This is a genomic window from Suilimivivens sp. (genome assembly GCF_037359455.1).
GTDB lineage: Bacteria > Bacillota > Clostridia > Lachnospirales > Lachnospiraceae > Suilimivivens > Suilimivivens aceti.
In genome coordinates this window covers 44,641-70,963 of sequence record NZ_JAXXXI010000030.1, presented here as the reverse complement: position 1 = coordinate 70,963, position 26,323 = coordinate 44,641, and the positions used below count along the sequence as shown (strand labels likewise).

Annotated in this window: 26 protein-coding genes; 3 read left to right on the top strand and 23 right to left on the bottom strand. The window is 46.5% G+C overall.

Going from position 1 to position 26,323, the window contains the following annotated elements:
• Positions 1-4 precede the first annotated feature (4 nt).
• Both WJQ40_RS04330 and WJQ40_RS04325 read right to left on the bottom strand, forming a co-directional pair.
• Positions 5-811: a BtpA/SgcQ family protein gene (locus WJQ40_RS04330; RefSeq protein WP_118798036.1), complete on the bottom strand. Its 807-nt coding sequence runs from the start codon at positions 809-811 to the stop codon at positions 5-7.
• Between the two features lie 12 nt (positions 812-823).
• Complete coding sequence (locus WJQ40_RS04325) at positions 824-1,603, bottom strand: DeoR/GlpR family DNA-binding transcription regulator (RefSeq protein ID WP_337538095.1); 780 nt, start codon at positions 1,601-1,603, stop codon at positions 824-826.
• A gap of 176 nt (positions 1,604-1,779) precedes the next feature.
• Here WJQ40_RS04325 and WJQ40_RS04320 point away from each other — a divergent pair, with 176 nt between their 5' ends.
• Entirely contained in the window at positions 1,780-2,439 is a 660-nt protein-coding gene (locus WJQ40_RS04320) for an HAD family phosphatase (protein ID WP_337538093.1), read from the top strand.
• A 51-nt stretch (positions 2,440-2,490) separates the two neighbouring features.
• Here WJQ40_RS04320 and WJQ40_RS04315 read toward each other — a convergent pair whose 3' ends face one another.
• The 7 genes from WJQ40_RS04315 to WJQ40_RS04285 all read right to left on the bottom strand — a co-directional run bounded on the left by WJQ40_RS04315 (position 2,491) and on the right by WJQ40_RS04285 (position 9,092).
• On the bottom strand, positions 2,491-3,240 hold the full coding sequence (locus tag WJQ40_RS04315; RefSeq protein ID WP_262574919.1) for a glycosyltransferase family 2 protein: 750 nt from the start codon (positions 3,238-3,240) through the stop codon (positions 2,491-2,493).
• Positions 3,241-3,263: 23 nt separating this feature from the next.
• Positions 3,264-4,556: a UDP-N-acetylglucosamine 1-carboxyvinyltransferase gene (locus WJQ40_RS04310; protein ID WP_118798032.1), complete on the bottom strand. Its 1,293-nt coding sequence runs from the start codon at positions 4,554-4,556 to the stop codon at positions 3,264-3,266.
• 172 nt (positions 4,557-4,728) lie between these two features.
• A complete protein-coding gene (locus WJQ40_RS04305) occupies positions 4,729-6,192 on the bottom strand; it encodes a M23 family metallopeptidase (protein WP_262574917.1) in 1,464 nt (487 codons plus the stop codon).
• Between the two features lie 132 nt (positions 6,193-6,324).
• Positions 6,325-6,888, bottom strand: coding sequence for a flavin reductase family protein (locus tag WJQ40_RS04300; RefSeq protein WP_262574916.1), 564 nt, complete (start codon positions 6,886-6,888; stop codon positions 6,325-6,327).
• Between the two features lie 18 nt (positions 6,889-6,906).
• Positions 6,907-7,563, bottom strand: a complete 657-nt coding sequence (locus tag WJQ40_RS04295) for a hypothetical protein (protein WP_118798029.1) — start codon at positions 7,561-7,563, stop codon at positions 6,907-6,909.
• Positions 7,564-7,964: 401 nt separating this feature from the next.
• Positions 7,965-8,624 (bottom strand): GTP pyrophosphokinase family protein, encoded by a 660-nt coding sequence (locus WJQ40_RS04290; RefSeq protein ID WP_337403381.1) that lies wholly within the window; start codon positions 8,622-8,624, stop codon positions 7,965-7,967.
• 201 nt (positions 8,625-8,825) lie between these two features.
• Positions 8,826-9,092 carry a hypothetical protein gene (locus WJQ40_RS04285; protein ID WP_262575011.1) on the bottom strand — a complete coding sequence of 89 codons (267 nt, stop codon included), beginning with the start codon at positions 9,090-9,092 and terminating at the stop codon, positions 8,826-8,828.
• Between the two features lie 154 nt (positions 9,093-9,246).
• Between WJQ40_RS04285 and WJQ40_RS04280 the strand changes: the two genes are divergently transcribed.
• A complete protein-coding gene (locus WJQ40_RS04280; protein WP_337538087.1) occupies positions 9,247-9,897 on the top strand; it encodes a hemolysin III family protein in 651 nt (216 codons plus the stop codon).
• A 56-nt stretch (positions 9,898-9,953) separates the two neighbouring features.
• Here WJQ40_RS04280 and galE read toward each other — a convergent pair whose 3' ends face one another.
• Both galE and WJQ40_RS04270 read right to left on the bottom strand, forming a co-directional pair.
• Complete coding sequence (gene galE, locus WJQ40_RS04275; RefSeq protein WP_118798111.1) at positions 9,954-10,970, bottom strand: UDP-glucose 4-epimerase GalE; 1,017 nt, start codon at positions 10,968-10,970, stop codon at positions 9,954-9,956.
• Between the two features lie 150 nt (positions 10,971-11,120).
• Positions 11,121-12,347, bottom strand: coding sequence for a UDPGP type 1 family protein (locus WJQ40_RS04270; RefSeq protein ID WP_337403377.1), 1,227 nt, complete (start codon positions 12,345-12,347; stop codon positions 11,121-11,123).
• A gap of 263 nt (positions 12,348-12,610) precedes the next feature.
• Here WJQ40_RS04270 and WJQ40_RS04265 point away from each other — a divergent pair, with 263 nt between their 5' ends.
• On the top strand, positions 12,611-12,754 hold the full coding sequence (locus WJQ40_RS04265) for a hypothetical protein (protein ID WP_262574914.1): 144 nt from the start codon (positions 12,611-12,613) through the stop codon (positions 12,752-12,754).
• A 21-nt stretch (positions 12,755-12,775) separates the two neighbouring features.
• Here the strand turns inward: WJQ40_RS04265 and WJQ40_RS04260 are convergent, their stop codons facing one another.
• The 12 genes from WJQ40_RS04260 to WJQ40_RS04205 form a co-directional block, all read right to left on the bottom strand.
• Positions 12,776-13,834, bottom strand: coding sequence for a membrane dipeptidase (locus WJQ40_RS04260; protein ID WP_337403374.1), 1,059 nt, complete (start codon positions 13,832-13,834; stop codon positions 12,776-12,778).
• Between the two features lie 186 nt (positions 13,835-14,020).
• Positions 14,021-15,019: a UDP-N-acetylglucosamine 4,6-dehydratase (inverting) gene (pseB, locus tag WJQ40_RS04255; RefSeq protein ID WP_262574912.1), complete on the bottom strand. Its 999-nt coding sequence runs from the start codon at positions 15,017-15,019 to the stop codon at positions 14,021-14,023.
• A gap of 94 nt (positions 15,020-15,113) precedes the next feature.
• A complete protein-coding gene (locus WJQ40_RS04250; RefSeq protein ID WP_337403372.1) occupies positions 15,114-16,754 on the bottom strand; it encodes a glycosyltransferase family 39 protein in 1,641 nt (546 codons plus the stop codon).
• Between the two features lie 12 nt (positions 16,755-16,766).
• Positions 16,767-17,759 (bottom strand): glycosyltransferase, encoded by a 993-nt coding sequence (locus tag WJQ40_RS04245; protein ID WP_337403370.1) that lies wholly within the window; start codon positions 17,757-17,759, stop codon positions 16,767-16,769.
• Positions 17,744-18,946: a glycosyltransferase family 4 protein gene (locus WJQ40_RS04240; RefSeq protein WP_337403367.1), complete on the bottom strand. Its 1,203-nt coding sequence runs from the start codon at positions 18,944-18,946 to the stop codon at positions 17,744-17,746. Before WJQ40_RS04240 ends, WJQ40_RS04245 begins: the two co-directional genes overlap by 16 nt.
• Complete coding sequence (locus tag WJQ40_RS04235) at positions 18,943-20,238, bottom strand: glycosyltransferase family 4 protein (RefSeq protein WP_337403365.1); 1,296 nt, start codon at positions 20,236-20,238, stop codon at positions 18,943-18,945. Before WJQ40_RS04235 ends, WJQ40_RS04240 begins: the two co-directional genes overlap by 4 nt.
• Before the next feature lie 20 nt (positions 20,239-20,258).
• Positions 20,259-21,056 (bottom strand): glycosyltransferase, encoded by a 798-nt coding sequence (locus WJQ40_RS04230; RefSeq protein ID WP_118798018.1) that lies wholly within the window; start codon positions 21,054-21,056, stop codon positions 20,259-20,261.
• A gap of 47 nt (positions 21,057-21,103) precedes the next feature.
• Positions 21,104-22,210, bottom strand: coding sequence for an EpsG family protein (locus WJQ40_RS04225; protein WP_337403362.1), 1,107 nt, complete (start codon positions 22,208-22,210; stop codon positions 21,104-21,106).
• Positions 22,207-22,992, bottom strand: coding sequence for a glycosyltransferase family 2 protein (locus WJQ40_RS04220; protein ID WP_262574905.1), 786 nt, complete (start codon positions 22,990-22,992; stop codon positions 22,207-22,209). Before WJQ40_RS04220 ends, WJQ40_RS04225 begins: the two co-directional genes overlap by 4 nt.
• A gap of 17 nt (positions 22,993-23,009) precedes the next feature.
• The gene (locus WJQ40_RS04215) at positions 23,010-24,137 is read right to left on the bottom strand and encodes a hypothetical protein (RefSeq protein WP_337403359.1); all 1,128 of its coding nucleotides are present in this window, start codon (positions 24,135-24,137) and stop codon (positions 23,010-23,012) included.
• Positions 24,121-25,533: a sugar transferase gene (locus WJQ40_RS04210; RefSeq protein ID WP_337403356.1), complete on the bottom strand. Its 1,413-nt coding sequence runs from the start codon at positions 25,531-25,533 to the stop codon at positions 24,121-24,123. Before WJQ40_RS04210 ends, WJQ40_RS04215 begins: the two co-directional genes overlap by 17 nt.
• The gene (locus WJQ40_RS04205) at positions 25,533-26,321 is read right to left on the bottom strand and encodes a glycosyltransferase family 2 protein (RefSeq protein WP_337403353.1); all 789 of its coding nucleotides are present in this window, start codon (positions 26,319-26,321) and stop codon (positions 25,533-25,535) included. The genes WJQ40_RS04210 and WJQ40_RS04205 overlap by 1 nt, the downstream gene beginning before the upstream one ends.
• Positions 26,322-26,323: the final 2 nt, after the last annotated feature.

The following is a 26,323-nucleotide window of genomic DNA, read 5'->3' as shown; positions in this document are numbered from 1 at the left end:
CTTACTAGCTTCTCGTCTTTTTAACCACATCCATAAATGCCTTGACACGTGTACGGTCCACCTGATTCTCGAACTTACCATCATATTTAAACGTTGTTCCAACCACTGCACCATCTGCAATCTGAAGAAGCTTTTCGATAGTATCGATCCTGCAGCCAGTATTAGCAAGCACTACCGTATCCGGAACCGTCTTCTTTACCTCATCCAGAATTCCCGCATCCGTTGCGCTTCCTGCAGTCAGTCCTGATACGCAGAGGGCATCCGGTCTGCAGTTAAATACTGTTGATTTGGCAATCTGCTTAATATCACGTGCTGCAAGATAGGCTGCTGCCTCCGGTACGATATTGAATAACAGCTTTACATTTTCTGCACCGATAGCTCTCTGATGTCTGACGGTCTCACCACAATTGGTATCCCAGATTCCAAAATCACTGGCATAAACACCGGTAAAGATCTCTCTGATGAATTTCGCATCTGTTGCGGCTGCCAGATCCAGGGATGCTTTCGGATCCCATAACACATTGACTCCATAAGGAATCCTGATCTCCGGCTGAAGCTCACCAATGACTCTCGCCATGGCTGCTACTGTTTCCTTCTTAACATCTGTCAGGTAAGGAAGACTGTATTCGTTACTAAACATAATGGCATCTACGCCACCCTCCTGCAGGGCATCCAGATCCTCCCTTGCCTTTTCAATTACCCATTTCATTCCTTTCGCTTTATCAAAATAAGGATCTCCGGGCATGGGCTGCATATGCAGCATGGCAATAATTGCCTTTTCTGTTCCGATGACTTCTTTTAACCAGCTCATAACCTTCCTTTCTTATACCACGATCAGCCGTGGTATCTTTTCTTCCAATACTTTTCGTTTTTCCTCCCCGATGCCTTCGTCTGTGATAATACAGTCAAAATCTTCGATGTCACAAACCTTCGCAAGTGCTTTCTTCGAAAATTTACTGCAGTCAGAGATCATGACCCTCTTCTTTCCACAGTTCAGAATACTCTTTTTGATTCCGATCTCCAGAAAGTTTGAGTTGAATACTCCTTTCTCTACATTGACTGCATCGGCTCCCAGAAAGGCAATGTCCACGTACAGCTTTTTGATGAATTCTTCTCCTATATCTCCGACCAGCACATTGTAGCCATCCCGTCTGAAGCCACCGGTTACGATCATCGTGGAACTCGGATCCATTTTTGCAGCATATGCAATGTCCAGATTGTTCGTTACGATAGTCAGACGTTTCACTGTTGACAACTGCTCTGCCAGCATACAAGCGGTTGTTCCGGAATCAAGGAAGATACTGTCTCCATCTCTTACCAGCTCAGCAGCTGCTTTGGCTATTTTCTTCTTTTCCGGTATCATGACGGTCTGTTTCTCGGCGTGGATCGCCTCAAAGCCGGTTCCCCGGTGAAGAATCGCTCCTCCATGGGTTCTCTCTACAAGATCTGTGAGTGCCATATCATCCAGGTCTCTTCTTGCTGTCGCCTCTGACACATTGCAGAACTCTGCTGCCTCCTTGATAGAGATGCTGTCATTTACAGATAAGAAATCCATGATCCTCTGCTGACGTCCTGCTGGTATTGAATTGTTTGTTTGTACCATGTTTTGTTTTCCTTTCTTGGGTTTAATTTATCACACATTGCAATCTTTTGCAATATTTTATTTTAAATACTTTCAAATTCTTTCAAACTATTGCAATATTAACCATGATTGTTTATGATAGTATATGATAGATTTTAACTCAAATATTGCAAAATTCATAGTAAACGGAGGTATTTATGCAATTTTCTTTTATTTTTGACATGGATGGACTGATTTTGGATACAGAAACTATTGCAAGAAAGGTCTGGCCGATTGTCTATAATTTCATAAGTGAGCAGGAAGCTGATGACGATTATCTGCACGTTGTTGGAAAATCCAACGCTGCAATCATCTCGTATCTCTCTGCCAAATATCCTGATCAGCCAATCAAGGAGATCAACAGCCATATTGATGAAGAGATCGTAAGGTATGTTTCTGCCCATGGTGCAGGCATTAAAGGAGGTGTCCTTACGCTTCTGGATTTTCTGGATGACCACCATATCAAAAAGGCAGTTGCAACCTCCAGCCACAGAGAAGTTGCATCTGCCCTTTTGTCAAAGGAAAATCTGCTGCACCGCTTTGATACGATCGTGTGCGGCAACGAAGTAGAAAGATCCAAGCCATACCCGGATATCTTTTTAGAGGCTGCCAGAAGGCTTAACACACCGCCTTCCCACTGTTATGTCTGCGAGGACTCCTACAACGGGATCCGGGCTGCCCATAATGGGGACTTTATTCCGATTATGGTTCCGGATCAGATTGCCCCCGATAAAGAAATGCAGGAAAAAGCATTCCGCATTTATTCCTGCATCTCAGATATTATTCCCTATTTAAAAGAAACCTACCACCTGGTATGATGGTTTGTTTTATTTTGACATACTCTGTCAGAAATCGTCTGCAGGGAGGCTTCACGAAGGCCGCTTCACAAACTGAAGCAGCACCCGCAGGGTGCGGAGCACGTCGATCACGAAAGCAAACCGGAGACCGTTCTCCTTCAGTGCCTGGTGTCCCTCCTTCAGGGATGCCAGATAGCTGCCCGTACTGGAGGTGCTGGTTCCCCCGTAGTACATGCGGATAATATTCTCCGGAAGATAAGCAAGACGGTTCCGGCCATCCTTCAGAAAGCGGATCATGAATTCATAGTCTGCAGCGATCCTGTATTCGGTCTTATAAAGACCATAGTTCTCATAGACCTCCCTTTTCAGGAAGAGCGTAGGATGACCTGGCATCCAGCCGGCATACAGGCTCTTCTGCGGCCCCATCTTCCAGTATCTGACGATTTTTTCTCCGTCAGCATAAATAAGGTCTGCATGTGCTCCGACGCAGCCGGTATCTCCTTCGATCAGAGCCGCCATTTTGGATACAGCATCATGACATAAAAAAAAATCATTAAAGAATACAATAATATCACCACTAGAAAGAGCATAGCCCTGATTCATGGCATCATAAATGCCCTCATCAGATCTGGATACCCAGTTCACCAGGTATCTGCTCCTCTCTTTGTATTCTTTAATCATTTTTATAGTGTCATCTGTCGAACCGCCGTCCTTGATATTTACCTCTATATCAGGATAATCCTGCTTCTCGATGCTCTCCAGGGTTGAAGCAAGATTTTTCCCACTGTTATAGGTAGTAAGGATCAAAGATACTGTTTTCAAAATGGTTCCTCCGGATATAGAATTCACCCGATCTTCAGGCGGAATTTCTGCAGCTCTCTCTCTGTTACAACCTTTTCGATCTGTGCGCCAAGGCTCTGCAGCTTTTCAGGGAAATCCTCATATCCTCTTTCAATAAATTTAATATCATCAATCGTAGAAACACCCTCTGCTGCAAGTGCCGCCGTCACAAGTGCTGCACCTGCACGGAGATCTGGTGCAGTAAGGCTTGCACCGGTGTACTTCTGTACACCATCAATGATCGCTGTGTTACTCTCTACCTTAATATTGGCTCCCATCCGGGTCAGCTCATCCACATATTTGAAACGGTTTTCAAAAATACTCTCTGTTACAATGCTGGTGCCTTTGGATAATCCAAGTGCCACGGTGATCTGCGGCTGCATATCTGTTGGAAATCCGGGATAGGGAAGTGTCTTGACATGAGTATGGGTCAGTGGCTTGCTTGCAACTACTCTGACCGCATCATCAGATTCCTCCACTTCACAGCCGATCTCTATCAGCTTTGCACTGATGGACTCCAGGTGCTTGGGAATGACATTCTTTACAGTAACATCTCCTCTTGTCACTGCAGCTGCAAACATAAAGGTTCCGGCCTCGATCTGATCCGGAATAATTGCGTATTCCGTACCATGAAGCGCCTTTACTCCCTTGATCCTGATCACATCTGTACCTGCTCCTTTAATAGAAGCTCCCATACTGTTCAGGAAATTGGCCACATCTACTACATGAGGTTCTTTGGCTGCATTTTCAATGATCGTCTGACCTTCTGCCATCGCTGCCGCCATCATGATATTAATGGTAGCGCCTACAGTAACTACATCCAGATAAATATGGCTTCCCACAAGTCTGTCTGCTTCAGTGATGACAAGTCCTCTCTCGATCCTTACATCAGCACCAAGTGCACGGAATCCCTTGATATGCTGGTCAATGGGCCTGAGCCCGATATTGCATCCGCCGGGAAGTGCCACCTCCGCCTTCTTGAACTTACCAAGAAGTGCCCCCAAAAAATAATAAGAGGCCCTGATCTTCTTAATACTGTCGTCCTCAACGACCAGACTTTCAATCATGCCTGCATTAATCTTTACTGTATGTCTGTCCAGCTTCTCTATTCTGATGCCTATGCTTTCCATGGCTTCCAGCATTGCCGCTGTGTCACGGAGATCCGGCACATTTTCTATCACTACGGTTTCTTCCGTCATGGCTGCTGCCGCAAGGATCGCAAGCGCCGCATTCTTCGCACCGCCGATCTCTACCTCGCCAACCAGAGGATTGCCGCCCTTGATTGCATACTGTTCCATCGTATTCCCTCTATCTATATCAAAATCAAACGAAAAATCTCATTGTCAGAGCCCGGAGATACCCTCTGGGCTCATTGCACGCTTGTTCTAAGTATAACATATTTCCGCATTTTGTAAATCTCAAACATCCGTTCTGACATATGCCGTTCTGACATCTGGTCATAGTTTCCTGTCAGTTAAGATACTTGAGCGGATTCACCTGACTGCCACCGATCAGGATCTCAAAGTGAAGGTGTGGTCCCGTACTGATACCGGTATTACCGCTCAGTGCGATCTTCTGTCCCTGGGACACCGTCTGTCCTGCCGATACCAGAACCTTACTCAGATGTCCATATCTGGTCTGTCTGCCATCTGGATGATTGATGTATACCACGTATCCATAACCGCTTCCCCATCCGGCCTTGGCAACCGTACCACCAGAGGATGCCACTACTGCAGTTCCTGTCGGTGTTGCCCAGTCAACGCCCTTATGGTAGGTGCTCGCTCCACGCTTTGGCGCACTTCTTCTTCCGAAATTGGAGCTTAACCGTCCACCGGAAATGGGCTTAATATAAGTAGGCGGTATCTTGGTCCCGCGCTCCACGATCTTCGGTACAGCCTGATACGTGATCTCTTCCTTGATGATCTCTGTACCGACCTTCTGATCGTTTTCAAAAGAAACTATGGCCACCACCTTCCTGTGTCCGGCAGAAGGCTCCTGTAATGTCTTCTTCTCGGTCGTATACCATTCATCATTATCTATATAGATAATGTCTGCTTCATAATCCTCTTCGTAGTAAAGCTCCTCCTGCCTGGTTACAGTAAGCTCAGGCCTTGGCACCATGATCACCAGCTCTTCCCCGGCACGGATCATGGAATTTTCATCTTCCAGTGAAGCATTCATTTCCACCAGCTTGTCCAGTGGAATGTCTGTTTTCAGCGAAATGCCGGAAAGCGTATCTCCGGACTGTACCTCGTAGACCTCGTTTTTCTCCTGATCCTTGGTTACCATCTCAATAGCATCATTTACATCCGTCAGTTCCTCAGCTAAAAGATAAGCCTCCGCCACCTCTACGGTATCTCCAAAATCCATGGAGATCAGCCCGAGATCATAATCTTCAAAATCCTTTTCCACCTTCGGCTGTACTGCTTCAAATACAGCATCCAGCTCCGCATCCATACCGGCGCTTAAGCTGACTGCCTCCTTGATTTCTTCCTGTTCCTTTGCTTCTTCCTCAGATACTACTCTGGCTGTCAGTACCGGCAGCTCTCTCGCAGGATCCAGCAAAAGCTCAGCCTTATAGCTTCCAGTTTCTGCCGTATCATATTTGTCAAGTGCTGCCTGAAGAACCTGCGTCACTTCTTCCTTGCTGGCCAGATTGATCATAAAATCATTGATCTTGACAACATAGGAACGGTTCATGGTCTCACGGACATTATCTGCCAGTACCATCGCCATCCTGGATACGATCTCATCAGGATCATCTGTCCTTCCAAAAAGAACTTCCTGTCCCTGCAGTTCAATATTACTCTCCACCAGAACCAGCTCACTGCTGTCGCTGGCAATCTGTCTGCGTGCTTCTCTGGCATATTCTTCCGCCTCTTCAGGCGAAGCAACTGTTCCTACTGAAACGCCATCCAGAAGTACTCTAAACATATTATCCCCGCTTCTTTCAAATTTAACAAACACGGGCAGAAAAAACATGCTGACAATTACTGCCAGCACTGCAATTTTAATTCTTCTAACATGTAATCTTTTATAATAACTTGAATAATGCTTCATAAACCTTTATTTCTTTCTTACACTGTATCCAAATGTTCCCAGCTCTTTGCCAAGACCATAGTATGTTCCATGAGAATACACCATTGGATTTGCTTTGGCAAGGGAAAATTTTTCCTTTTCATCCATATAGGCTTCGTCCGCATGGACTGCCACTACCTCTGCCAGAAACATATCGTGGGTTCCAAGGGGAATTCTCCTTGTTACTCTGCACTCCAGATTTACAGGGCTCTCTGCCACAAGCGGTGCCTGTACCTTATCTGCCTTAACAGGAGTCAGCTTTACCTCTTTCCATTTATCTACATCTCTGCCGCTTCTCACACCGCAATAATCCGTGGCATAGGTCAATTCCTCTGTTGTCAGATTAATGACAAACTCTCCTGTCTCCACGATCATGGAATAGGAATAGCGTTCCGGACGGACAGAAATCGAAACCATCGGCGGATCACTGCAGATTGTCCCTGTCCACGCTACTGTAAAAAGATTCGTGCCTCCCTTTTTGTCTGCTGTACTGACAAGCACTGCAGGCAGTGGATATAACATATTTCCCGGCTTCCAGCTTTGTTTTGCCATAGGGGATCTCCTTTATAATCAGAATAAACCAAGGATCTGTGCTACCAGGATCCCTGTATTTGCCAGTGTCAGAATCATGGAAATAATAACGAAGGGAAGCAATACCTTACTGCCTCTTGCAGTCTTTTCCTGTACTTCCTTCAGTTCATTTGTCTGCTTCTCCAGTTCTTCGATCACAGCCGCCTGTACATTACGATATACCTTCACATTGTCAGTATGGAGGAAATCTTCCAGGGACTTAAATGCCTCATCCTGCATATTCTTCAGCCCGGAAACGGTCTCTGTCATCTTCTCCAGATTGTCCTTTCCGGAATTATCCTGGATCTCCGCAATCTTGGCAAGACTCTCCGCTACGGTCTGGTTGATACCTGCGATAGAAAGATCCGAGGTCTGTTTGATGCGGCTTACAGAAGCACTCTCCACTTCCCCGGCTGTCTTCTCAAGGCTCTCTCCTGCCTGTCTGGTCAGATCCTTCACTTCCTTGGCGCTTTCAATATTTCTCAGATTCAGCTGTCTCATTTCCTGCAGACAGTCATCATATTTCTCTATCTGTTCCTTAAAAACGGTTACCTGATTTTCCAGATTTTCAAGCTCTGCTGCATCGGCTGCCGCATTGGCTCTGATCATATCCTGTGAATTTAGCTTCTGCGTGATCTTATCCATAAAATTGTCCATCGTTTTCTTCCTCCCGGGCGCGAAAAACATTATAACGTTTTTATTGTAGCATTTTTGATGCCATTTGACAATATGAGCTCATTTTGTGCAATATGCACAATTTTTGGCATCATCTTTTTATATCATTGTTATAATTAACCGTATTTTCACAATACGTTCATAATTTATTCATAATTATGCTGTATAGTATAAATAAATCAAGAGCAAGACTAATGTAGATAAATTTTTTCATAATAGCCCGGGTGCAGCAATGTATCCGGGCACTCCTCATTTTATGGACTGCACATACGGATGATCCCCCTGGAACGCCTACGAAAGGGGCTGCACCTCCTGGTACAGCCCCTTTTTTATTTCAATTCTCATTCCTGATACTTTCATCACAAAGCCTTTTGCCTCTGACTTCAGACTATTTCTTCTTCTGTCTGGCTACCCTGGTGGATCATCTGGATCTCCTCATTCAGGGAAAGCATCCTTTCATCCAGTTCAGCTACCATCCTGGCACACTCTACCAGCTCATTCCGGATATGATCCGGTGCATTTCCTTCGAACTTGTAATTAATCTTATGCTCCAGGCTTGCCCAGAAATCCATGGCAACTGTCCTGATCTGGATCTCGACCTTGGTATCTACGATCCGGTCTGACAGATACACCGGTATGGTGACCAGCATATGATAGCTTTTATAGCCGCTTTTCTTAGGATTCACAATATAATCCTTGATCGAGATCACCTTGATATCACTCTGGTTCCTGATCATCTCTGCAATCTGGTAAATATCTGAAGTAAAGGAACATATTACTCTGATCCCTGCGATATCATTGACATATTCGACCATATTCTGGATCGTTGATTCATAGCCGTGCTTCTTTAATTTCTTGACGATGCTCTCCGGTGTTTTCACCCTTGATTTGATGTGCTCAATAGGATTATACCTGTGCACATGCTGAAACTCGTCATTCAATATTTCCAGCTTGGTAGAGATCTGCTTCAGTGCTGAACTATAGATCAGCATGACCTCTTTCCAGTTGTCAATATCGCTGTCTCTCTGTACTACTAATTCCATTCTGTTTTCATCCGCCCCTATACATTTTTAACGGGATTTCCCGTCCTGCTTCTGCCCCCTGCATTCCTTCTGTTTTCTGTCAGGTTTCTGCAGCCCCCTGCTGTCACCCGGCAATTCTATTTTAACACAGTTTGTCAGCAATGTACATTCCGTTAATTCCCGCACTTTTATATATATGAGCAAAATAGATTTTTATTCCTGTTAATCTTCTTCTATCATCTGGATCTCCAGATAATCAAAATCAATCTGTTCGATAAAGCTGTCCTGCGTAAACCTTGCCCTGGAGTGCTTCCTGAAATCTGCCACACAGGAATCCAGCCAGATCGGTTTGCCAAGATCAAAAGCATAACAGATCTCATCCAGTGCTTCAAACACCTTATGTGTCCTGGTGTCTTCCTTATTATTTTCAATGACAATATCCCTCAGAAGATGATTGTCCTTCCATATTTTTCCCCACATCCGGAACATACTGCCACCTCCGTTTTCAATGAATTTCAGTATATCGGATTTTCCAAAGCAAGTAAAGAATAATTCTGTTGACATGTCTCATAATATGTTGTAGTATTCATGTATGTCATATGTAGTTTTAATTACTACTTATTGTATCAAGGAGGTATCAATTATGCAGATAACTATTCGTGAACCAGGAAGTGCCATTACCCACTTTATCGCAATGATGCTGACTGTTTTCGCAGCAGCACCTCTTCTCGTGAAATCCGCTTTATCCGATACAGCCAATATGCTGCCGGCCATGACAATATTCATACTCAGCATGGTTCTTCTTTACGGTGCCAGCGCAACCTATCACTCTCTGAATATCGGAGGCCGGGCGCTCCGTATTTTCCGGAAGGTAGATCATATGATGATCTTTGTGCTGATCGCCGGATCCTACACACCGGTCTGTCTGATTGTCCTTGGCGGAAGGATGGGCTACACACTTTTTGCCGTAGTATGGGGGATTGCCATTGCAGGCATGCTGTTAAAAGCCTGCTGGGTCACCTGTCCCAAATGGTTTTCTTCTATTATATATATTGCCATGGGCTGGGTCTGTGTTTTCGTGTTTGGTCCTTTATGGAATACATTGCCCCACAATGCTTTTCTCTGGCTTCTGGCAGGCGGGATCATTTATACAATAGGCGGTGTGATCTACGCGCTGAAGCTCCCACTGTTTAACAGCAGACACACCTTCTTCGGATCCCATGAGATCTTCCATCTTTTTGTCATGGGCGGGAGTCTCTGTCACTTTATCTTTATGTACCATTATGTAGCGTAAATGACGCAAGGAGGCAGATGCGTGTGGCATCTGCCTCCTTTTATGCTTATATTACTTTAATCGTCATATCCGTTTGGATTGTTCTTCTGCCATCTCCAGGAATCTGCACACATATCCTTAATCCCATATTCTGCTTCCCAGCCAAGCTCTCTCTTCGCCTTGCTTGCATCAGAATAGCAGGTAGCAATATCACCGGCACGGCGGGGTTTGATCACATAAGGAATCTTAACACCGGTAGCCTCTTCAAAATTCTTCACAATATCCAGAACACTGTAGCCCACACCAGTTCCCAGGTTGTAGATCTCAAGTCCTGTTTTCTCTTCGATCTTCTTCAGCGCTTTTACATGTCCTTTTGCCAGATCTACTACATGGATATAGTCACGAACCCCTGTCCCATCCGGGGTATCATAGTCATTGCCAAATACTCCAAGCTCTTTCAGCTTGCCTACAGCAACCTGCGTAATATAAGGCATCAGGTTATTGGGAATACCGTTCGGATTTTCTCCCATGGTACCGCTCTTATGTGCACCGATCGGGTTGAAATAACGAAGCAGGATCACATTCCATTCCGGATCTGCCTTCTGGATATCTGTCAGGATCTGCTCCAGCATGGACTTGGTCCAGCCATAGGGGTTGGTGCACTGTCCCTTGGGGCATTCCTCTGTGATCGGAATCACTGCCGGATTACCATATACCGTTGCAGAGGAGGAGAAGATAATGTTCTTCACACCATGCTTTCTCATCACATCTACCAGTGTAAGAGTACCGGAAATATTATTTTCATAATACTCCCACGGCTTCTGTACGGATTCTCCAACTGCCTTAAGTCCTGCAAAATGAATACAGCAGTCTATCTTCTCTTTATCAAAAATCTCATTCATAGCCTCTCTGTCAAGGATATCTGCTTTATAAAAAGGAACCTTCTTTCCTGTGATGGCTTCCACTCTCTGAAGGCTCTTCTCACTGGAATTTGCCAGATTGTCCACTACTACCACATCATATCCTGCATTCTGAAGCTCTACTACTGTATGGCTGCCAATATATCCGGCACCACCTGTAACTAAAATGGTCATATTCGTTACTTCCTTTCTTCCGGCGGAAAATTCCCGCTGTATTTTCAGGTATGAAAGATTCCTGATCACTCTCTGTTTCAAAGAAAGTGTACTTCAATTTCTTAAAAGCTGGCAAGTCAGTAATGTTATTCAAACCTGTCAAAATGTTAACTAGAGTTTAATACCGTTTTCTTTACACAGCTCTCTCGCGGTCTCTACGGAATCTACGCCTGTCTTATTTTTAATCGGTGCAAATTCCTTCCTTCTGTCTACCTCAAAGGGAAGACAGCTGTCAAGCTCATGGATCATATCCAGTACAAGCTGCTCATATTTATAGCCGTTTGGCTTCTCCGGCTTCACCTGTTCCCCATTTTCATCCAGACAGGTGATCTTCTTTTCTACTACATGAAGCGGAAGCTTCTTTTCCCGGATGGTTTCAAGATCTGACACACGGAACAGATAATTCAGGATAACGCCAAAATAATATGCAGGATCCCCATTTTCATCCTTCGCTGCTGCCAGCTCCTCTGTCAGCTCATAATACTCTATGATAGATGGTCTGCCATCTTCCAGACACATAACCCCAACCTTTTCATCTGGTGCACACTTCTTAACTACCTTGGCTCCTACACTGCACCCGGCGGTAAGGACAGCACCGATAAAGCATGGATCCGCGATTCTCTGCAGGACATTGTCCACAGAAAAAACATTCAGCCATTCCACACCGTCTGCGATCGCCTTCTGTGCAATTCCCCACTTGTACATGGAAGAATACCATCCGCCATTTCCATTGGGAGAGGTGGCGATCCTGCCCTTTTCTTCCATATAAGCCTTACCGTTATAATCAGAAGCAGGTGCCATTTCCTGTTTAAAAAATGTCACATAGTCACTGTTATAGCCAAAATAATCATGATCATAAAGGAACTGGCAGGTTGCTTCATGATTCTTCTCACTTGTCATGATATACAACGGGATCCAGCTTTCCGCCACCCTGACCACATCCATCAGGTTCTCGATCAGCCTCTGGAAAATATATACCTTTTTCGTGATACCAATATCGTACATTCCCTTGGGATCATCAGAACCAAGCCTGGTTCCCATGCCACCCGCAAGAAGCACCGCTCCGACCTTTCCTTCCCTGATCACCTGAAGACCACAGGCTCTGAACTCTTCTTTCTTTGCTTCGATCTCCGGCAGCTGCATGGCTGTCAAAGGGGTGATCACTCCCTTTTTATTCTCGGTTGCTGCTTCCCTTCCACTGACCAGAACAGAAAAGTCAGTCTCATCAATCTGAGTAAGAAGTGCCTCCTGCTGCTCTTTCGTCAGTTCGTTATAATACATAAGGACATGCTCCTGTCCATAGCTTTTCAGTTTCGCAAGGGCTTCCTGATAATTCATTCCGTACCTCCTGTATTTTACACATTTTGTTATATACCAACAGTATACTGACTATCCACCCATTATGCAACCATTAACCACTCTGTCATTATTTTCCATCATTTTCTGGCAGGAACTGGAATCCCTTCCTGTGTAAAGATTCCGTTAATAACCTGTTAAACTGTCGTTAAGAATAGCCTGTCTCTCTTTTATCCGGAGGTTCTTTCCTGCTAGAATGTCAATGTGTAAAAGGTGATCTATAAAAAAACAGAGAGGTATAAGCTATGAACATTGGAATTTTATTAATCATGATCATCGGTGGTGTTGCCGGCATTTTTTCAACTCTTTATCTGACAGTTTCCATTCCTGTTGTACTTGGATGGAAGATCTACAGACGTTTCGCGAAAGGTATCCCGCTGACCAAATAACTGCGTTTTTCAGGACAGTCTTCACTGTCCTGTTTCAGGAAGTATTTTCAGAAAATAATTCAGGAAATTCTCTCCCATGATCTTTCTGACCGTCTCTTGTGAAATCCCCTGCTGCAGCAGCGCTGCGGTCAGAAGGACAGCATCACCGTGATCCTTCAGGCAATCCTCTGCTTCAGAGCTTTGCTTTCCCTGCTGTCTGCAGGATGCGGTGGTGTAGGAGTCACAAAGATCGAATCCATAGCCGATATGCTCCTCTCCCATGATCTCCAGCTCCTTCTGTACGTGCCTGCACAGCATTTCCAGATGGTTACCAGAAAGGGAACCAGTGATATATTTACAGGCATTCAGTCCGGCGATCCCTCCCTGCCCTGCCAGCTTCCGCAGCTGCTCATCAGTCAGATTCCGGTAGCTGTCATAAACACTTCTGCTGTTTGAGTGGGTGGCGATGAAGGGTCTTTCCGTAATCGCCTGAATATCTTCAAAGCCTTTGTCATTCAGGTGGCTGACATCCAGAAACAGGGAAAGCTCCTCCATCTTCCTGACAGCATTCCTGCCATGTGTAGTCAATCCACCTCTTACCTGCCGGTGTTCTGTGGCTCTGCAGCATCCATTTGCAAATACCCCTTTCCTGCTCCATACAAGAGAGGCTCCCGAGATCCCCTGCTTTTTCAGTTCCGTCAGAAGCTCAGGATCCTCACCGATCACCTCCAGTCCTTCCATATAAAGTAGAATGACGATCTTTTTTTCTGCAATCGCTTTCTTTAAGCTGTCTGCACAGCTGACAAGCCGGACTTCTGTCAGGTCTGCCAGATCCTTTTTCAGGGCATCGATCTGCTGCAGCGCATTCTCAAAGCCATTTGGAAGATTCCTGTTCTCCACGAATACAGAAGAAACAATCAGGGAAAAGCCGCCCCGTTTCCAGTCATCCAGATAATGGTGTCTCACAATATCTCTTTCCCCGAGCTGCCTTCTGATCAGCACCTCTCCAGCCAGATCCAGGTGTGCATCCACTGCCGGATTTTCACGGTGCAGTTTTTCAGCCTGTCTTCTGTATTTTTCTTCTATCTGAATATCCTTCATATGCAATGTAATCCTTTTCACTTTTCTTCTGTTTCATCTTATTTCCGGATACCGGCTTTTATGCAGTCCGGCACAGGACACCACGATTCTCCTCATTAAAGTACGAAGCCAGGCGCACAGCCTAAAAAACAGCCTTCCCCCAAAGGGAAAGACTGTCTCATCTTCTGTCTGCTGTTCAGATCCCGTTTATTTCTCCAGATCTACGGTCTTTAACAGTTCTCTGATCTGCTCTACACTGAGCCATTCACTGTTATTGCCTGAGCTGTAGGAGAAGCCATCTGGCACCTTTTTGCCGCTCATATTGATCTTCTGCTTATCATTCCAGGTTACCTGGGGATATACGATAAAATGCTTGTCATATTCATAGGTTGTTGCAGAGTCTTCTACCGTTACCATGATCTCATGGAGCTTTTCACCGGGTCTGATACCAACCTCCGGCATTTCACAGTCAGGCAGCATGGCCTTTGCAAGATCTGTGATCTTAAAGGAAGGGATCTTACTGATAAAGGTCTCCCCACCGGTAGCCTCCTCAAGTGCCTTGATCACCAGCTCAACGCCCTGTGTCAGGCTGATCCAGAAACGTGTCATACGATAGTCAGTGATGGGAAGCTCCCTGCCGCCGTTCTTGATAATGCTGTTAAAGAACGGAATAATGGAGCCACGGCTTCCGGCTACGTTGCCATAACGGACGATAGAGAAATTGATGTCCTTTTTGCCTGCATAGGCATTGGCTGCGATAAACAGCTTATCAGATACCAGCTTGGTCCCGCCGTAGAGGTTTACCGGGTTTACCGCCTTATCCGTAGAAAGGGCAACTACCTTCTTTACATTGCTGTCAAGGGCTGCATCAATGACATTCTGTGCACCATGGATGTTGGTCTTGATCGCTTCGTTTGGATTGTATTCACAGGCCGGCACCTGCTTTAAAGCAGCCGCATGGATCACATAATCCACATCCTCAAAAGCTCTCTGGAGACGTTCCTTGTCTCTCACATCCCCGATAAAGAAACGAAGCTTATCTGCATACTCCTTCATCTCATTCTGCATCAGAAACTGTTTGAACTCATCTCTGGAATAAATGATGATCTTCTTCGGATTGTAATGCGTCAGCACATATTTGGTAAAGCACTTACCAAAGGAACCGGTTCCTCCGGTAATCAGTATTGTCTTGTCATCTAATAACATAATTTCCTCCTGTGGAAGCAATTTCCATTCTTCCGGCATTTTCAGCCATTACTTTTTTCAGTTTATCATAAATCCGTCTTATCAGCAACTGCAATCATCGCAGCTCATACAGCTTCCACAGTCCCTTTTCTGCGATCAGTCGGTACTCTGTCAGCTTCGCATTGCTCTCAAGGAGCCTGTCAAGACAGGCCGTTCCGCTTTCGTGGTCAGCCACATAGGCAAGCACCCTGTCACTGGTATTCAGCGTTTCATCTGTCAGCTCATCCATATTATCTTCGCTTGCCAGATAAATCTCCGGATACTCCATCAGTTCATCCGAAAGCCGCCAGACATTACTCTCCGAAGCGCTGTTATAAAATACAACTACCGGCACATCCTTATTTTCCCTTACAAACGCCATCGCAGTCCGTTCTTCTTCATAAAGGAAAAATACCCGTCCTGCTTTCAGGGAAATCCCGTTCATCAGAAGTACTCCTGCAAAAAGCACACAAAACAGGATCCAGCCTGTCTTTTTTCCTTCCGACAGAAATCCGCTCAAAGGTTCTGTCAGAAAATACAGCAGCAGAAACAGAAGCAGTCCATAAATCGGCAGCATATACCGGTTTGAGGTTTCTCCAAGCAGAAGAGCTGTCTTTGCCACAATAAAGAAATATCCGGCACAGGCAGATACTAACAGCCAGATCTCTACAGGCAGTCTGCCGGATACCCTCCTGCCTGCCGGATGATCCACCAGCTTTTCCCTTCTTCCAAGGCAGCTTCTCGTCACCCAGAGAAGGCAGATAACCAGCAGGATCACGGCAAGACAGCCTGCCACCTCATATTTGTCAAACAGCTCTGTAAAGAACTGCAGCCTTTCCAGTGTATTTCCGGTATCGGCGAACTCATCCATGGCCTCTGTTCCCCGGTAGCCCCGGAAAATATGGGACATACTTGCCGGATAATACAACACAGCAAGTCCGAAGGCCAGGACACAGGCTGCACCATAGGATAACAGCACCCGGATCTTTTTTCGTGAAAGCAGGTATACGCATAATGCCGCACCCAGGAAAAAATGAAATACCATATAGAAATACTGGGTCAGAAATCCCAGAAATACCGTGACCCCAACAGGGATCAGAAAGGGCAGTCCGAATTTCTGTTTCCTCACTGCCCTGACATGAAGCCATGCACACAGCAGTACAAACAGTGTCATCCACTGGTACATCCGGATAAACATTACCCCTGAGATCACAGCAGCACTGCCGCCCCATAAAAGGCAGGTCAGAAAGGCAAGCCTGACTCCCTTTTCTCCCTTTCCTGCTATTTCATATACAATCCCTGCCAGCAGGAAAAAGCATGGTACAAAGGCAGTCAGATTGACTGCTATTCCAAGCCATTTACTGAACACACCCGGGAACAGGGAGCATACCGTATGGAGGATATAATAGTACAGCGGTGGATGCACATCCCATGACTGCATCTGCTTCACGATGCCATACCGGAACTGCTCCCCCGGCAGCACCACAAACTCGTTACGGTAGCTGTCATTATCAATCCACTCCCTGTCATTCACGAACAGGCCAGCCGTCTTATTGGTGGAATAATAGGAATAAAACTCATCCTCATGGAATCCGGATTTCCGGCTTCCATAATATATTAATAAAAGAAGCTGCAGAAGCAGCAGAAGGAGAAATGCTCCTCCCCACAAAAGCCTTTTTCTTTTTTCTGCATCCTTCAAAATATTCTGTTTCTCCATAAATCTCCTGTATCAGTGAAATCCCCTGATCCCTGCATGCACCTTTCTCACAAGCGCCGGTGCTGCTGCAAGCAGAAGAAGATACTGCCTGTTCTTCTTTGTCAGATAGGGATTTGTTTTTATTTCTTTTCTGTGGCTTTTCAGGTAGCCGCATACCTGCATATAAAATATATTATCCCTTTTCATCTGCGAGATCGGAATATGCAGCATATAATCAAGTCTCTGGATCAGGGCAAACCGCTCCGCTTCCACGGTAAGTCCCGGGTATTGTTCCTTTACCAGTGCTTCCACACGGTCTGCATTATTGACAATATCCGTAAATACCCTCGGGAATTCTTCCCTATCCCTTGTCCTTGTATTACTGCCATAACGGTAAAAGACATGATACTCCTGCTCCGGCAGAATGCCGATCGCCGGGATTTCCGGAAGCAGCTCTACAAGGAGCCTGAAATCCTCATTCAGCTCCCCCTCCGGAAAATGATGCTGCTTCAGGAGTGAAGCCTCTACCAGCTTGGTGCAGAAGGAGCAGTCTCCCCGGTGCATCAGAAGCTCACGCAGAAAATCTTCACTCTCTACCAGCACCTGAGCTTCCGGAGGCGTACACACATCCGGCATCCTGTTTCCCTGCTCGTCAATTTCATCCCGCGAGCACTGCACTGCCAGAAGATTTTCCTCCAGCAGCATGGCAAGAAGCCTTTCATACATTTCCGGTTCTATATAATCGTCACTGTCCACGAATCCGATAAAATCACCCGTGGCTTTTTCGATCCCCAGATTTCTGGCTGAAGAAGAACCTCCGTTTTCCTTATGGAAAACCCGGATCCTTTTATCCTCCAGTGCGAACTTCTCACAGAGCGCCCCACTGTTATCCGTGGAACCATCATCCACAAGGAGGATCTCCAGATTGCGGTATGTCTGCTTCCTGATAGAGTCCACACATCTTGTCAGATACGCCATCACATTATAAACAGGTACGATCACACTGATCTTTATTGGCACATCCATGAATACATCCTCCTTTCCGAAATCACAGGCGCCGGGCTTAAAGGTCCATCATCTGCCCCTTCCGGATCTCCTGTCAGAAGCTCTTCTGAAAAACGGAGAAGCTCCCCGGCTGCATGCTCCGCATTCCACGCTCCCGTGATCGTCTCCATGGCTTTTCTGCCCATCTCCTTCCGCTTCCCGTCATTACAGGCAAGTGAAAGGACTGCCTGCGCCATCTGCATAAAATCATCCTCCGGATAAGCAATTCCATTCACACCCTGACGGATCAGATAAGGCACCGCCCCGGCAGCTGCACTTGCCACCTCTGCGCAGCCACTGTTCATGGCTTCATTTACCACAGCCCCCCAGCCTTCCAGCCGGTTACTGGTAAATACATGGATCTGGCATCTTTCCATGATATGCCGGATCTCCTCAGGCGGCAGAAATCCATGAAATATCATCCTGTCCGCTACGCCAAGCTCTTCCGTCTCACGCTTAAGGCTTTCTTCCATCTCCCCGCTTCCTGCCATATGGATCTCAAAATCTGTATAGATGCCCTCTTTCCGGATCTCCTCCAGATGCTCCCTTAAAAAGGCAGCCAGCCTTGGCATCATCTCCGCATGCTTCAAGGGAATGAAACGTCCTGCCCAGACGATCCGCAGGATCCCGTCTGCAGGCTTTAGCTGCTCCCACTCTTCTTCTGTATAATGCACTGTTTCCGGAAAATAACCCCAACGGAACATCTTGTCCGGATAAGCCCCGATCAGATGGAAGTCCGAAGGAACATAGGCTCCTGCGCAGAGCAGGTATGCCTTTCCCTTCCGGTATCTGGTATGTTCTTTGTATTTATGGATCAGTCCCCTTGGGGAAACAGCCTTCCACTGCCCCTCCCGGTACAACCGTTCACTGATCCGGATCACAGGCTTTCCGCCCCCAAGTCTCTCCTGCACCAGATCTTCCCGGTCTGACCATCCTGCCAGCAGTACATCACAGGAAAGGATCCTTTCCCTGCATTCTGCCTCCTCTTCATACAGACATTTCACAAAAGGGAGACTGTCCGCTTCATTATGCCATCCCATTGCAAGACGCTCCTGCTCCATGGGCTGCGCCTGCACAAAGCAGAAATCCTCCTTCAGTCTGTCATAGCAGGCATTACAGAAGGGGATCTGATGATGATTGATATAATTGGATAAAAAAGTCAGCTTCATGATTCGCAGATATCCTTATAAATTTCCAGCAGTCTTTCGTAGTTCAATACCCCATTGTGCGCCATTCTGGCTCTTCTTTTCTCCGCTTCAGAGATCTTTGCACAGAACGCTTCATCACCAAAGATACGAAGAACTGCCTCAGCCAGCTTTTCCGGATCCCCTTTGGTAAAAAGAAGTCCTTCCTGCCCATCTGTGATCATATCCGGGATACCCCCCGCCCATGATGCAGCCACCGGTACTCCAAGAAGCATGGCCTCTCCTACTGTGTTTGGCGAATTTTCAAGCACAGAAGCGCACACAAATACATGGCTTTTCAGAAACCGTTCTTTCATTTCCTGTTCCGGCAGATTTCCTGTAAAGGTCACTTTATCCTCCAGATGATACCTTCGGATCAGGGTAAGCAGATACTTTCCGTAAGCTGGCAGCTTGATTTTTTCTTTTAATGTATGATGTGCTGTGATCCTGTTTCCTGCCACATACAGCCTGGTATCCGGATACATGGCAAGGATCCTTGGCATCGCCTCTAACAGAAAATGCAGCCCCTTTAAGGGATAATCTCCCTGTCCCAGGAAAATACTGTGCTCCTCACACGCATTTCTGTCCCATTCCCCTTCATAAAAGCTGTCACGCATGGTTTCATTCATACGATAATAGATCGCTCTTTCATTGACATAGGACGTTCCCCGTCTGTCAAAGGCTGTACGCCCCGTAATATAGCCTGTCTTTTCAATCGCTTCGATCTCATATTCCCCGCGCTTTATAAATTTTTCCTGCTGCTGTTTCAGTGAATCCCTCCGCAGAAAATCCCGGAGCGTTACCATGTTCTGTACTTTTTCCGGCAGATCTGCCATGTAAACCCTGGCAATCTCATGGCAGAGCCCCTGGATGCCGATCAGCGTTCTTTTCGGGTTGTCAAAAGCCCTGACCGCTGCCAGTGTATGGGGAAATTCTGTCCCGAAAATATGGATCATATCCGGCTTATCTGCTGCAAAGATCTGGCAGAAACGTTCTTCCAGACTGTTGTCATAGGTTTCCGGATGAGCCAGATCCTCCAGAAAGCCGAAGCACCGGATCCCATGTACATTGACACCGTCTGAAAGCACTTCTGCCGGAAGCGCTTCCTTCTGCTCCTCCGTCACCGGAAAGCAGACAGAAAGGGTAAAAGGAGCTTCGCCCTCCTTCACCCGTTCAAAAATACCGGACAGCCAGCCCTCCCTGTTGCTGTAGGACAGGGAAAACTCTCTGGCAATGACCGGAAGCATAATATTACAGATCCACAATACTTTTCTCATATATTCTGTCCTCTTTCCGGTTATCTGTAGATTCGTTTCTTGATAGCATTGTAAATTCCCGCTGTCTTTTCGTTATGGGAAATCCATGTCCGGAGAGGCGCCAGCGTAACAGCCAGGAGAAAGCGGTACTTCCTGATCTGTCCTTTTGACATATACCGCTCTGCGGCAATTCTGTGCTCTCTCTCAGAACGTTTCCGGTTTTCCCTGGTTTCTGAAAATCCACCGCCCTCATAGTTACAGACCAGAATCTCTCCATAGGTAAATGTTACCTTTTCTCCCCGGTATCCTGCAAAGAAGCAGGCAAGAAACTGTTCATAATCCGCCCGCACAGCAAGCCCTGAGTCAAAGGGATGTTCAAGGAGCAGCTCCCTCTGATAAAAGCATGCCTGATGGCAGGGTACATTCCGGTAGCACCCAAATGCATCCATGGAAGGATTAGACGGGACGCACTGCCCTGTCAGCCGTTCAAAGATATTTCCATAATAAATACCATGCTTTGCCGGTTTTTCCAGGATCAGGCTGTGTATTTTCGAAAGCACATCCCTTTCTGCAAAAAAATCTCCGCAGTTCAGGAAATACACATACCTGCCTCTTGCTGCCTCTGCCGCCTGATTCATGGCATCATAAATGCCGCTGTCCTTCTGCTGCAGGATCCGCAGCTGCCCTTTCAGGAAATCTAACGATCCATCCGTGGATCCTCCGTCCTTCACAATAATCTCATAATCTGTAAAATCCTGTGCCTGAATGCTTGTTATTGTCTGCTCCAGCTTGCTGCCTGCATTCAGACAGACTACCAATATCGAAAAAAATGGAGTCATCTGCTCCTCCTTGTAATATCATTTCTGACAGCTGACCGGCCAGCTATCTAATTAACATCCGACAGGATCGGCACCATTTCATGGAAGAAAAAGGTCTGGTAAGGCAGGATCCTGAATCCCGGATCTGCCGCCCGCATCATGAGCAGGACAAAGTACAATATCCCTGCTGCCACAGCTCCCGCTGTCAGCAGCTTTCTCCACTTTTCATTTTCAATCTGCCTGATCAGTGCCGGCAGGAAGAAAATATGGGTGATCGTCAGGTAATAGCCGATTCTCGATATGATCGGCAGAAAAGAACAGCACACATACATGACAAGTGCTCCCAGATTGCAGTTGAACCAGAAATTCATCACCCGGTTCCCCTTCACTGCCTTCTTATACAGGATCAGTGACAGGATCAGGATACCAAAGCATCTTGCAATATTCACATAACTGGTTCCCCCTGACAGATACTCCGTCTCCTCATACGTCGGGTACAGAAATACCACAACCCGCAGATAAAAGTCCTGCAGAAAGAAAAAGCTGAGACAGAATACACCAGCCAGTGCAAGCTGCCATTTTTTCCAGCACCTTACCGCCAGAGGGTACAGTACCAGCACCACCAGCACCGACTTATGGAATGCAGCACCGATCAGGATCAGCACCAGAAACCTTCCATATTCCTTTTCCAGAAGATAAGGTATGGCGATCAGGGCAACCGCCAGTGCCAGGTAATACCGCACTGTACTGAAGCTCTGAAAATAATATCCAAATGCCATGAACAGGAAAAAGGAAAAGCCAAAGCTTTCCGCCTGCCTGTAAATAGCCTGTAAAAACAGAAGCACCGTAAAGAATGCAAAAATGGCAAAGACCAGCAGATAGTTTTCAAATCCGCTGATCCCGTAAATTGCTTTAGTAAGCAAATTAAAGCCAACCTCTGTGGGCACATAGGCATTGCAGTAGGTCAGATGCATGAACTCAACATATTTGGCATAATCATTTCCCACATTTAACCGGCTGGCAGCTACCGCAAACAGGATGAGGAACATAAAAAACAGACTGACAGCATTCAGAGCCTGCTGCCTCGTGATCCCACTGTTTCTTCCGTTTTCTGCCTTTTGTACTGTCAGTCCAAGAAGGACAGTCAGCACTGCCACCAGAATATATAATATCATCTTCGCTGTTTTCCTTCCGAAATTCCCTTTTTCATAAGCCTGTATGCTTCCGGCAGGGGAATCTGCCTGCACATTTCCTGTCTGTGTGCCAGAAGAAAGCGCAGGGCAAATACCCTCGCCAGCTTTCCATATAAAAAGGGATAAAGCACTCCTCTGTCCACAAAGAATTTCTCATTATAACCCTTGAACCAGGTCGACTCCCTGTATTCTTCCTCTCCAAGCTCTTCTGCTGATGTATATAAATGCAGTCTCTTCTTCAGACAGTCATGAAGAAACAGACTGTCCTCCCCATTGCTGTATCTGGCACCACCACCAAACAGGAGGGAAAAGCTTACATTGCTTTTACGCAGGGCAGACAGCCTTGCTGCCACGCTGTAGGTCGGATATCTGCCATAGTTATACCAGCGGATCCGCCGCTCTCCTGCATTATGATATGTTGCCCTTCTCTCATCCACCCGGAAATTAAAGGTGATCACATCTGCATCCGGATTCTTCAGAAAGGCCTCCAGTACCTTCTTCTCATAGCCTTCGTCAAACCTGATATCTTCGTCTGAAAAAAGGACAATATCCTCCTCTGCAAACAGCAGGGCTGTATTTCTGCTAAGACCAACACCCCTCTCCTCCATGGAAAAACACCGGATCTCTCTTCCGTTTTCTTTCCATGCAGTATAGCCATGATGATCACATTGGTTCACAATCACCGCATCGGATGCTATTTTCATGGCCTCTGCCAGACTGCGGGGATCCTTTTCCACCGCTGATACCAGTAATTCCAGCTTCATTTTGGTTCTCTTTCCTTCTATCGATAATACCGGTTTACGAAATCCTCATCCGCACCAGAGATCACCATGCCAAACACAGGGCATTCCTGATTGGAAAGGAGTGTAAGTACACGGCTTGTCCTGCGGCTCACATCCTTGCCAAAAGGGATCAGTAATACAGCCCCGCCAAGCTCCCGGATCCTCGCAAGCTCTTTTTCAGAAAGCATGCCTTCGTCAAATGCTTCTGCATGCCAAACATCCTGTGCCTGTTCCTCTTCGCTCTTTGGCAGTGTCCAGGTCAGACCGCCTGCCTCTCCGTCTCCACCTACAAATTCACCCGGAACAGCATTCAGTACCAGCTCCAGATCTTCTTTTCCTTCTATGCAGTGATCATCCATGTCGATCAGGCCAAAGCATTTATGCTCCGCCAGGATATAAGAAAAATCAGCCTGCAGCTCTCTGGCATAGGGCTGTAGTCCCTTCTGTTTCTTCAATAAAATGCCAAGCGGCTTACAGGAATATTTCTTCTCAATATCCTCCTGTACATAAACCGCATCGTCAAGCAGATAGAGAAATGCTGCTATCAGACAGGAGATCACAGCAAAGACCACACCGCCGATCACAGCCGCTGTCACAGTTTTGTCATCCCAGTAAACACGCACAGGATCCTCCGTACGGATCACATCGATCCTCTTCAGCTCTGCACTGTCCCTTGCATAGTCCACAAGACCCTCTTCTACAGCACTCTGGATCTCCCTGACAAATTTTTCTGTGCCGCCCTCTACCGTAATGGTCAGAAGACGGATATCAGAAAGGATCTCTGCTGTAGTAGCTTCCTGTACCTCTTTCCTGCTGTAGCCTTCCGGCACATATTCCATGATCCTGTCAAGCACCGGATCCGTATCAAGCAGATCATTCCATGTATATCCATTATAATACTGATACACCTCGCCGCTTTCGTCTACACCAAAGCTGATATACAGCTTGGACTCTGCCGCGTAGGTGATCGGCATCCTGGTCGCTTTTATGACCTGATAACTCACACCACCGATAACTGCTCCCAGGATCGTTAACAGTAAAAGCAGCCATAGCTTTCCCTGTGAGCAAAGATAAAGTCTTTTCAGGTCCACTTCTCTTCTTCTGTAATCCTCACTCATCTTTTCCATGCTTCTCCTCCACATTCTCCTCCTGCTTCATCGCTGTTACCTGAGTGCTGTCCACTCCTTCTGTACTCTCTGCTTTGACCAGGATCTTTAGTGTCAGAAGCATCAGCTTGATATCCAGCCAGACACTGTAATTCTCTATATAAGAAAGATCCAGTTTCAGTTTATCATATGGTGTTGTATTGTATTTGCCATAAACCTGCGCATAACCGGCAAGTCCGGCTTTTACCTTCATCCTGTATACAAATTCCGGCATATCCTCCACGTACTGGCGGATGATCTCCGGCCGCTCCGGTCTTGGTCCGATAAAGGACATATCCCCTGCCAGAATGTTAAAGAGCTGTGGCAGCTCATCAATGCGGACCGCACGGATAAATTTGCCAACCGGAGTGATCCTGCTGTCATTCCTGGCTGCCAGTCTTGCCACACCATCCTTCTCGGCATCCACCCTCATACTGCGGAACTTCATGATCTTAAACTCCCTGCCGCCAATGGTACAGCGCACCTGCCTGTACAGCACAGGACCACCATCGTAGCATTTGATACAGATTGCCGTGATCAGCATGACCGGTGAAGTGATCACCACAAGGATCAGCGCACAGATAACGTCGATCAGACGCTTGGCCAGCCTCTGCTCTACCGTAAGAGCGTACTCCCTGATCAAAAGGATCGGTGTATCAAAGAGATGCAGCTGATCAGAGCCCTTTACCAGTACATCAGGGATCTTTGGCATCATGTAAACACGGATCGACTGACCATAACAGAACTTAAGCAGCCTGTTTCTGTCTTCTGTAGCAATATCCCACAGGACAACTGCCCCGTAGCCTTTTACTGCCTCTTTTTCTACTGCCTTCATGCCTTCCCGGATATTAATACATTTTGCAATATGATATTTGTCCTTTCTGGACGCAAACTTCTGCAGGATATCCTCGATCGACCGCTCTCCGTAAACAAGCAGCATCTCCCGCGGTGGGAACACCCTGCGGTAAAACCAGTTGCAGATCAGGTTAAAGACAAGGGCAGTCAGGAGCTGCACAAGGGTTGCTGCCAGGAAATACTTCGGTTCCAGCCACCAGCCATTCATCAGGGAGATCTGCAGATAGGTGATCACATTGACAAACAGCAGCGAAAACAGCTGGGACATAAATACATCCATGGGTTTCAGATAACCGATCTTCAGTCCGCCATAGGTACTGTCAAAGAAAAAGAGCAGCACGAAATAAATGGCAAACATAGCCAGATGTCCGTTCTGATTGAACTTCAGCCTCAGTGTAAACTTACTGATGATGGGATAATAATACTCCATCCATATATAAGCATATATGCCAGTCTGCAGCAAAAGTCCTGCAAACGAAAGCCATAATACGATAATCTTCTTTAATGATTCCAAGCGTTTCACTACATTCTTCTCCTTGCGGCACGGTATGCCCACAGCATAAAGCAGACACAGCTCTTTACAAGCGGAAGCTTCTCTTCCTTCCGGTACAGATACCAGATCCTGCGGATGGCTTCCAGTTTGTTGGATGACAGCGACTTTGCCGGTCTTCTGTAAATAACCAGTACCTCATCCAGTCCGAAGGCGGTAAATCCGTTTTTCAGAAGCTTCCACCAGAGTGCCGTGTCCTCACTCTTTACAAGCGGCATGTAAACAAGTCCCTTGCCAGTCTTTTCTGTATCGATCAGCACAGTGGACGTAAAGATCACTGTTCTTGACAGTGCCTTCTCATAAGTAAGGAATTCCGGGGCATGTACGATCTTCCCCGTACCCCTTGCCTGTTCATCCCCGAATTCATACGAGGTAAATACAAATGCTGCCTGCTTTTTCTGCAGGAATTCCACTTCCCTTGTCAGCTTGTCCGGCATCCAGATATCATCTGCATCCAGGAACGCAATATATCTTCCCTGTGCTTCTGCTATCCCGGTATTTCTTGTCCTTGCAGCACCGCCGTTCTCTGTACGCCGGATCAGACGGATCTCCTTTTTCTTCTGTTCTTCAAAAGACAGCTTCTGCCCTCGTTCCCTTATATAAGCTTCGATCACTGCCCGGCTGTTGTCAACAGAACAGTCATCGATCAGCAGAAGTTCCCAGTCCTGATAGGTCTGTGCTTCTACCATGCGTATGGTTTCTTCGATATAATTTCCGGCATTATAAACCGGTACGATAATACTGACCAGATTCTGCTGCATAC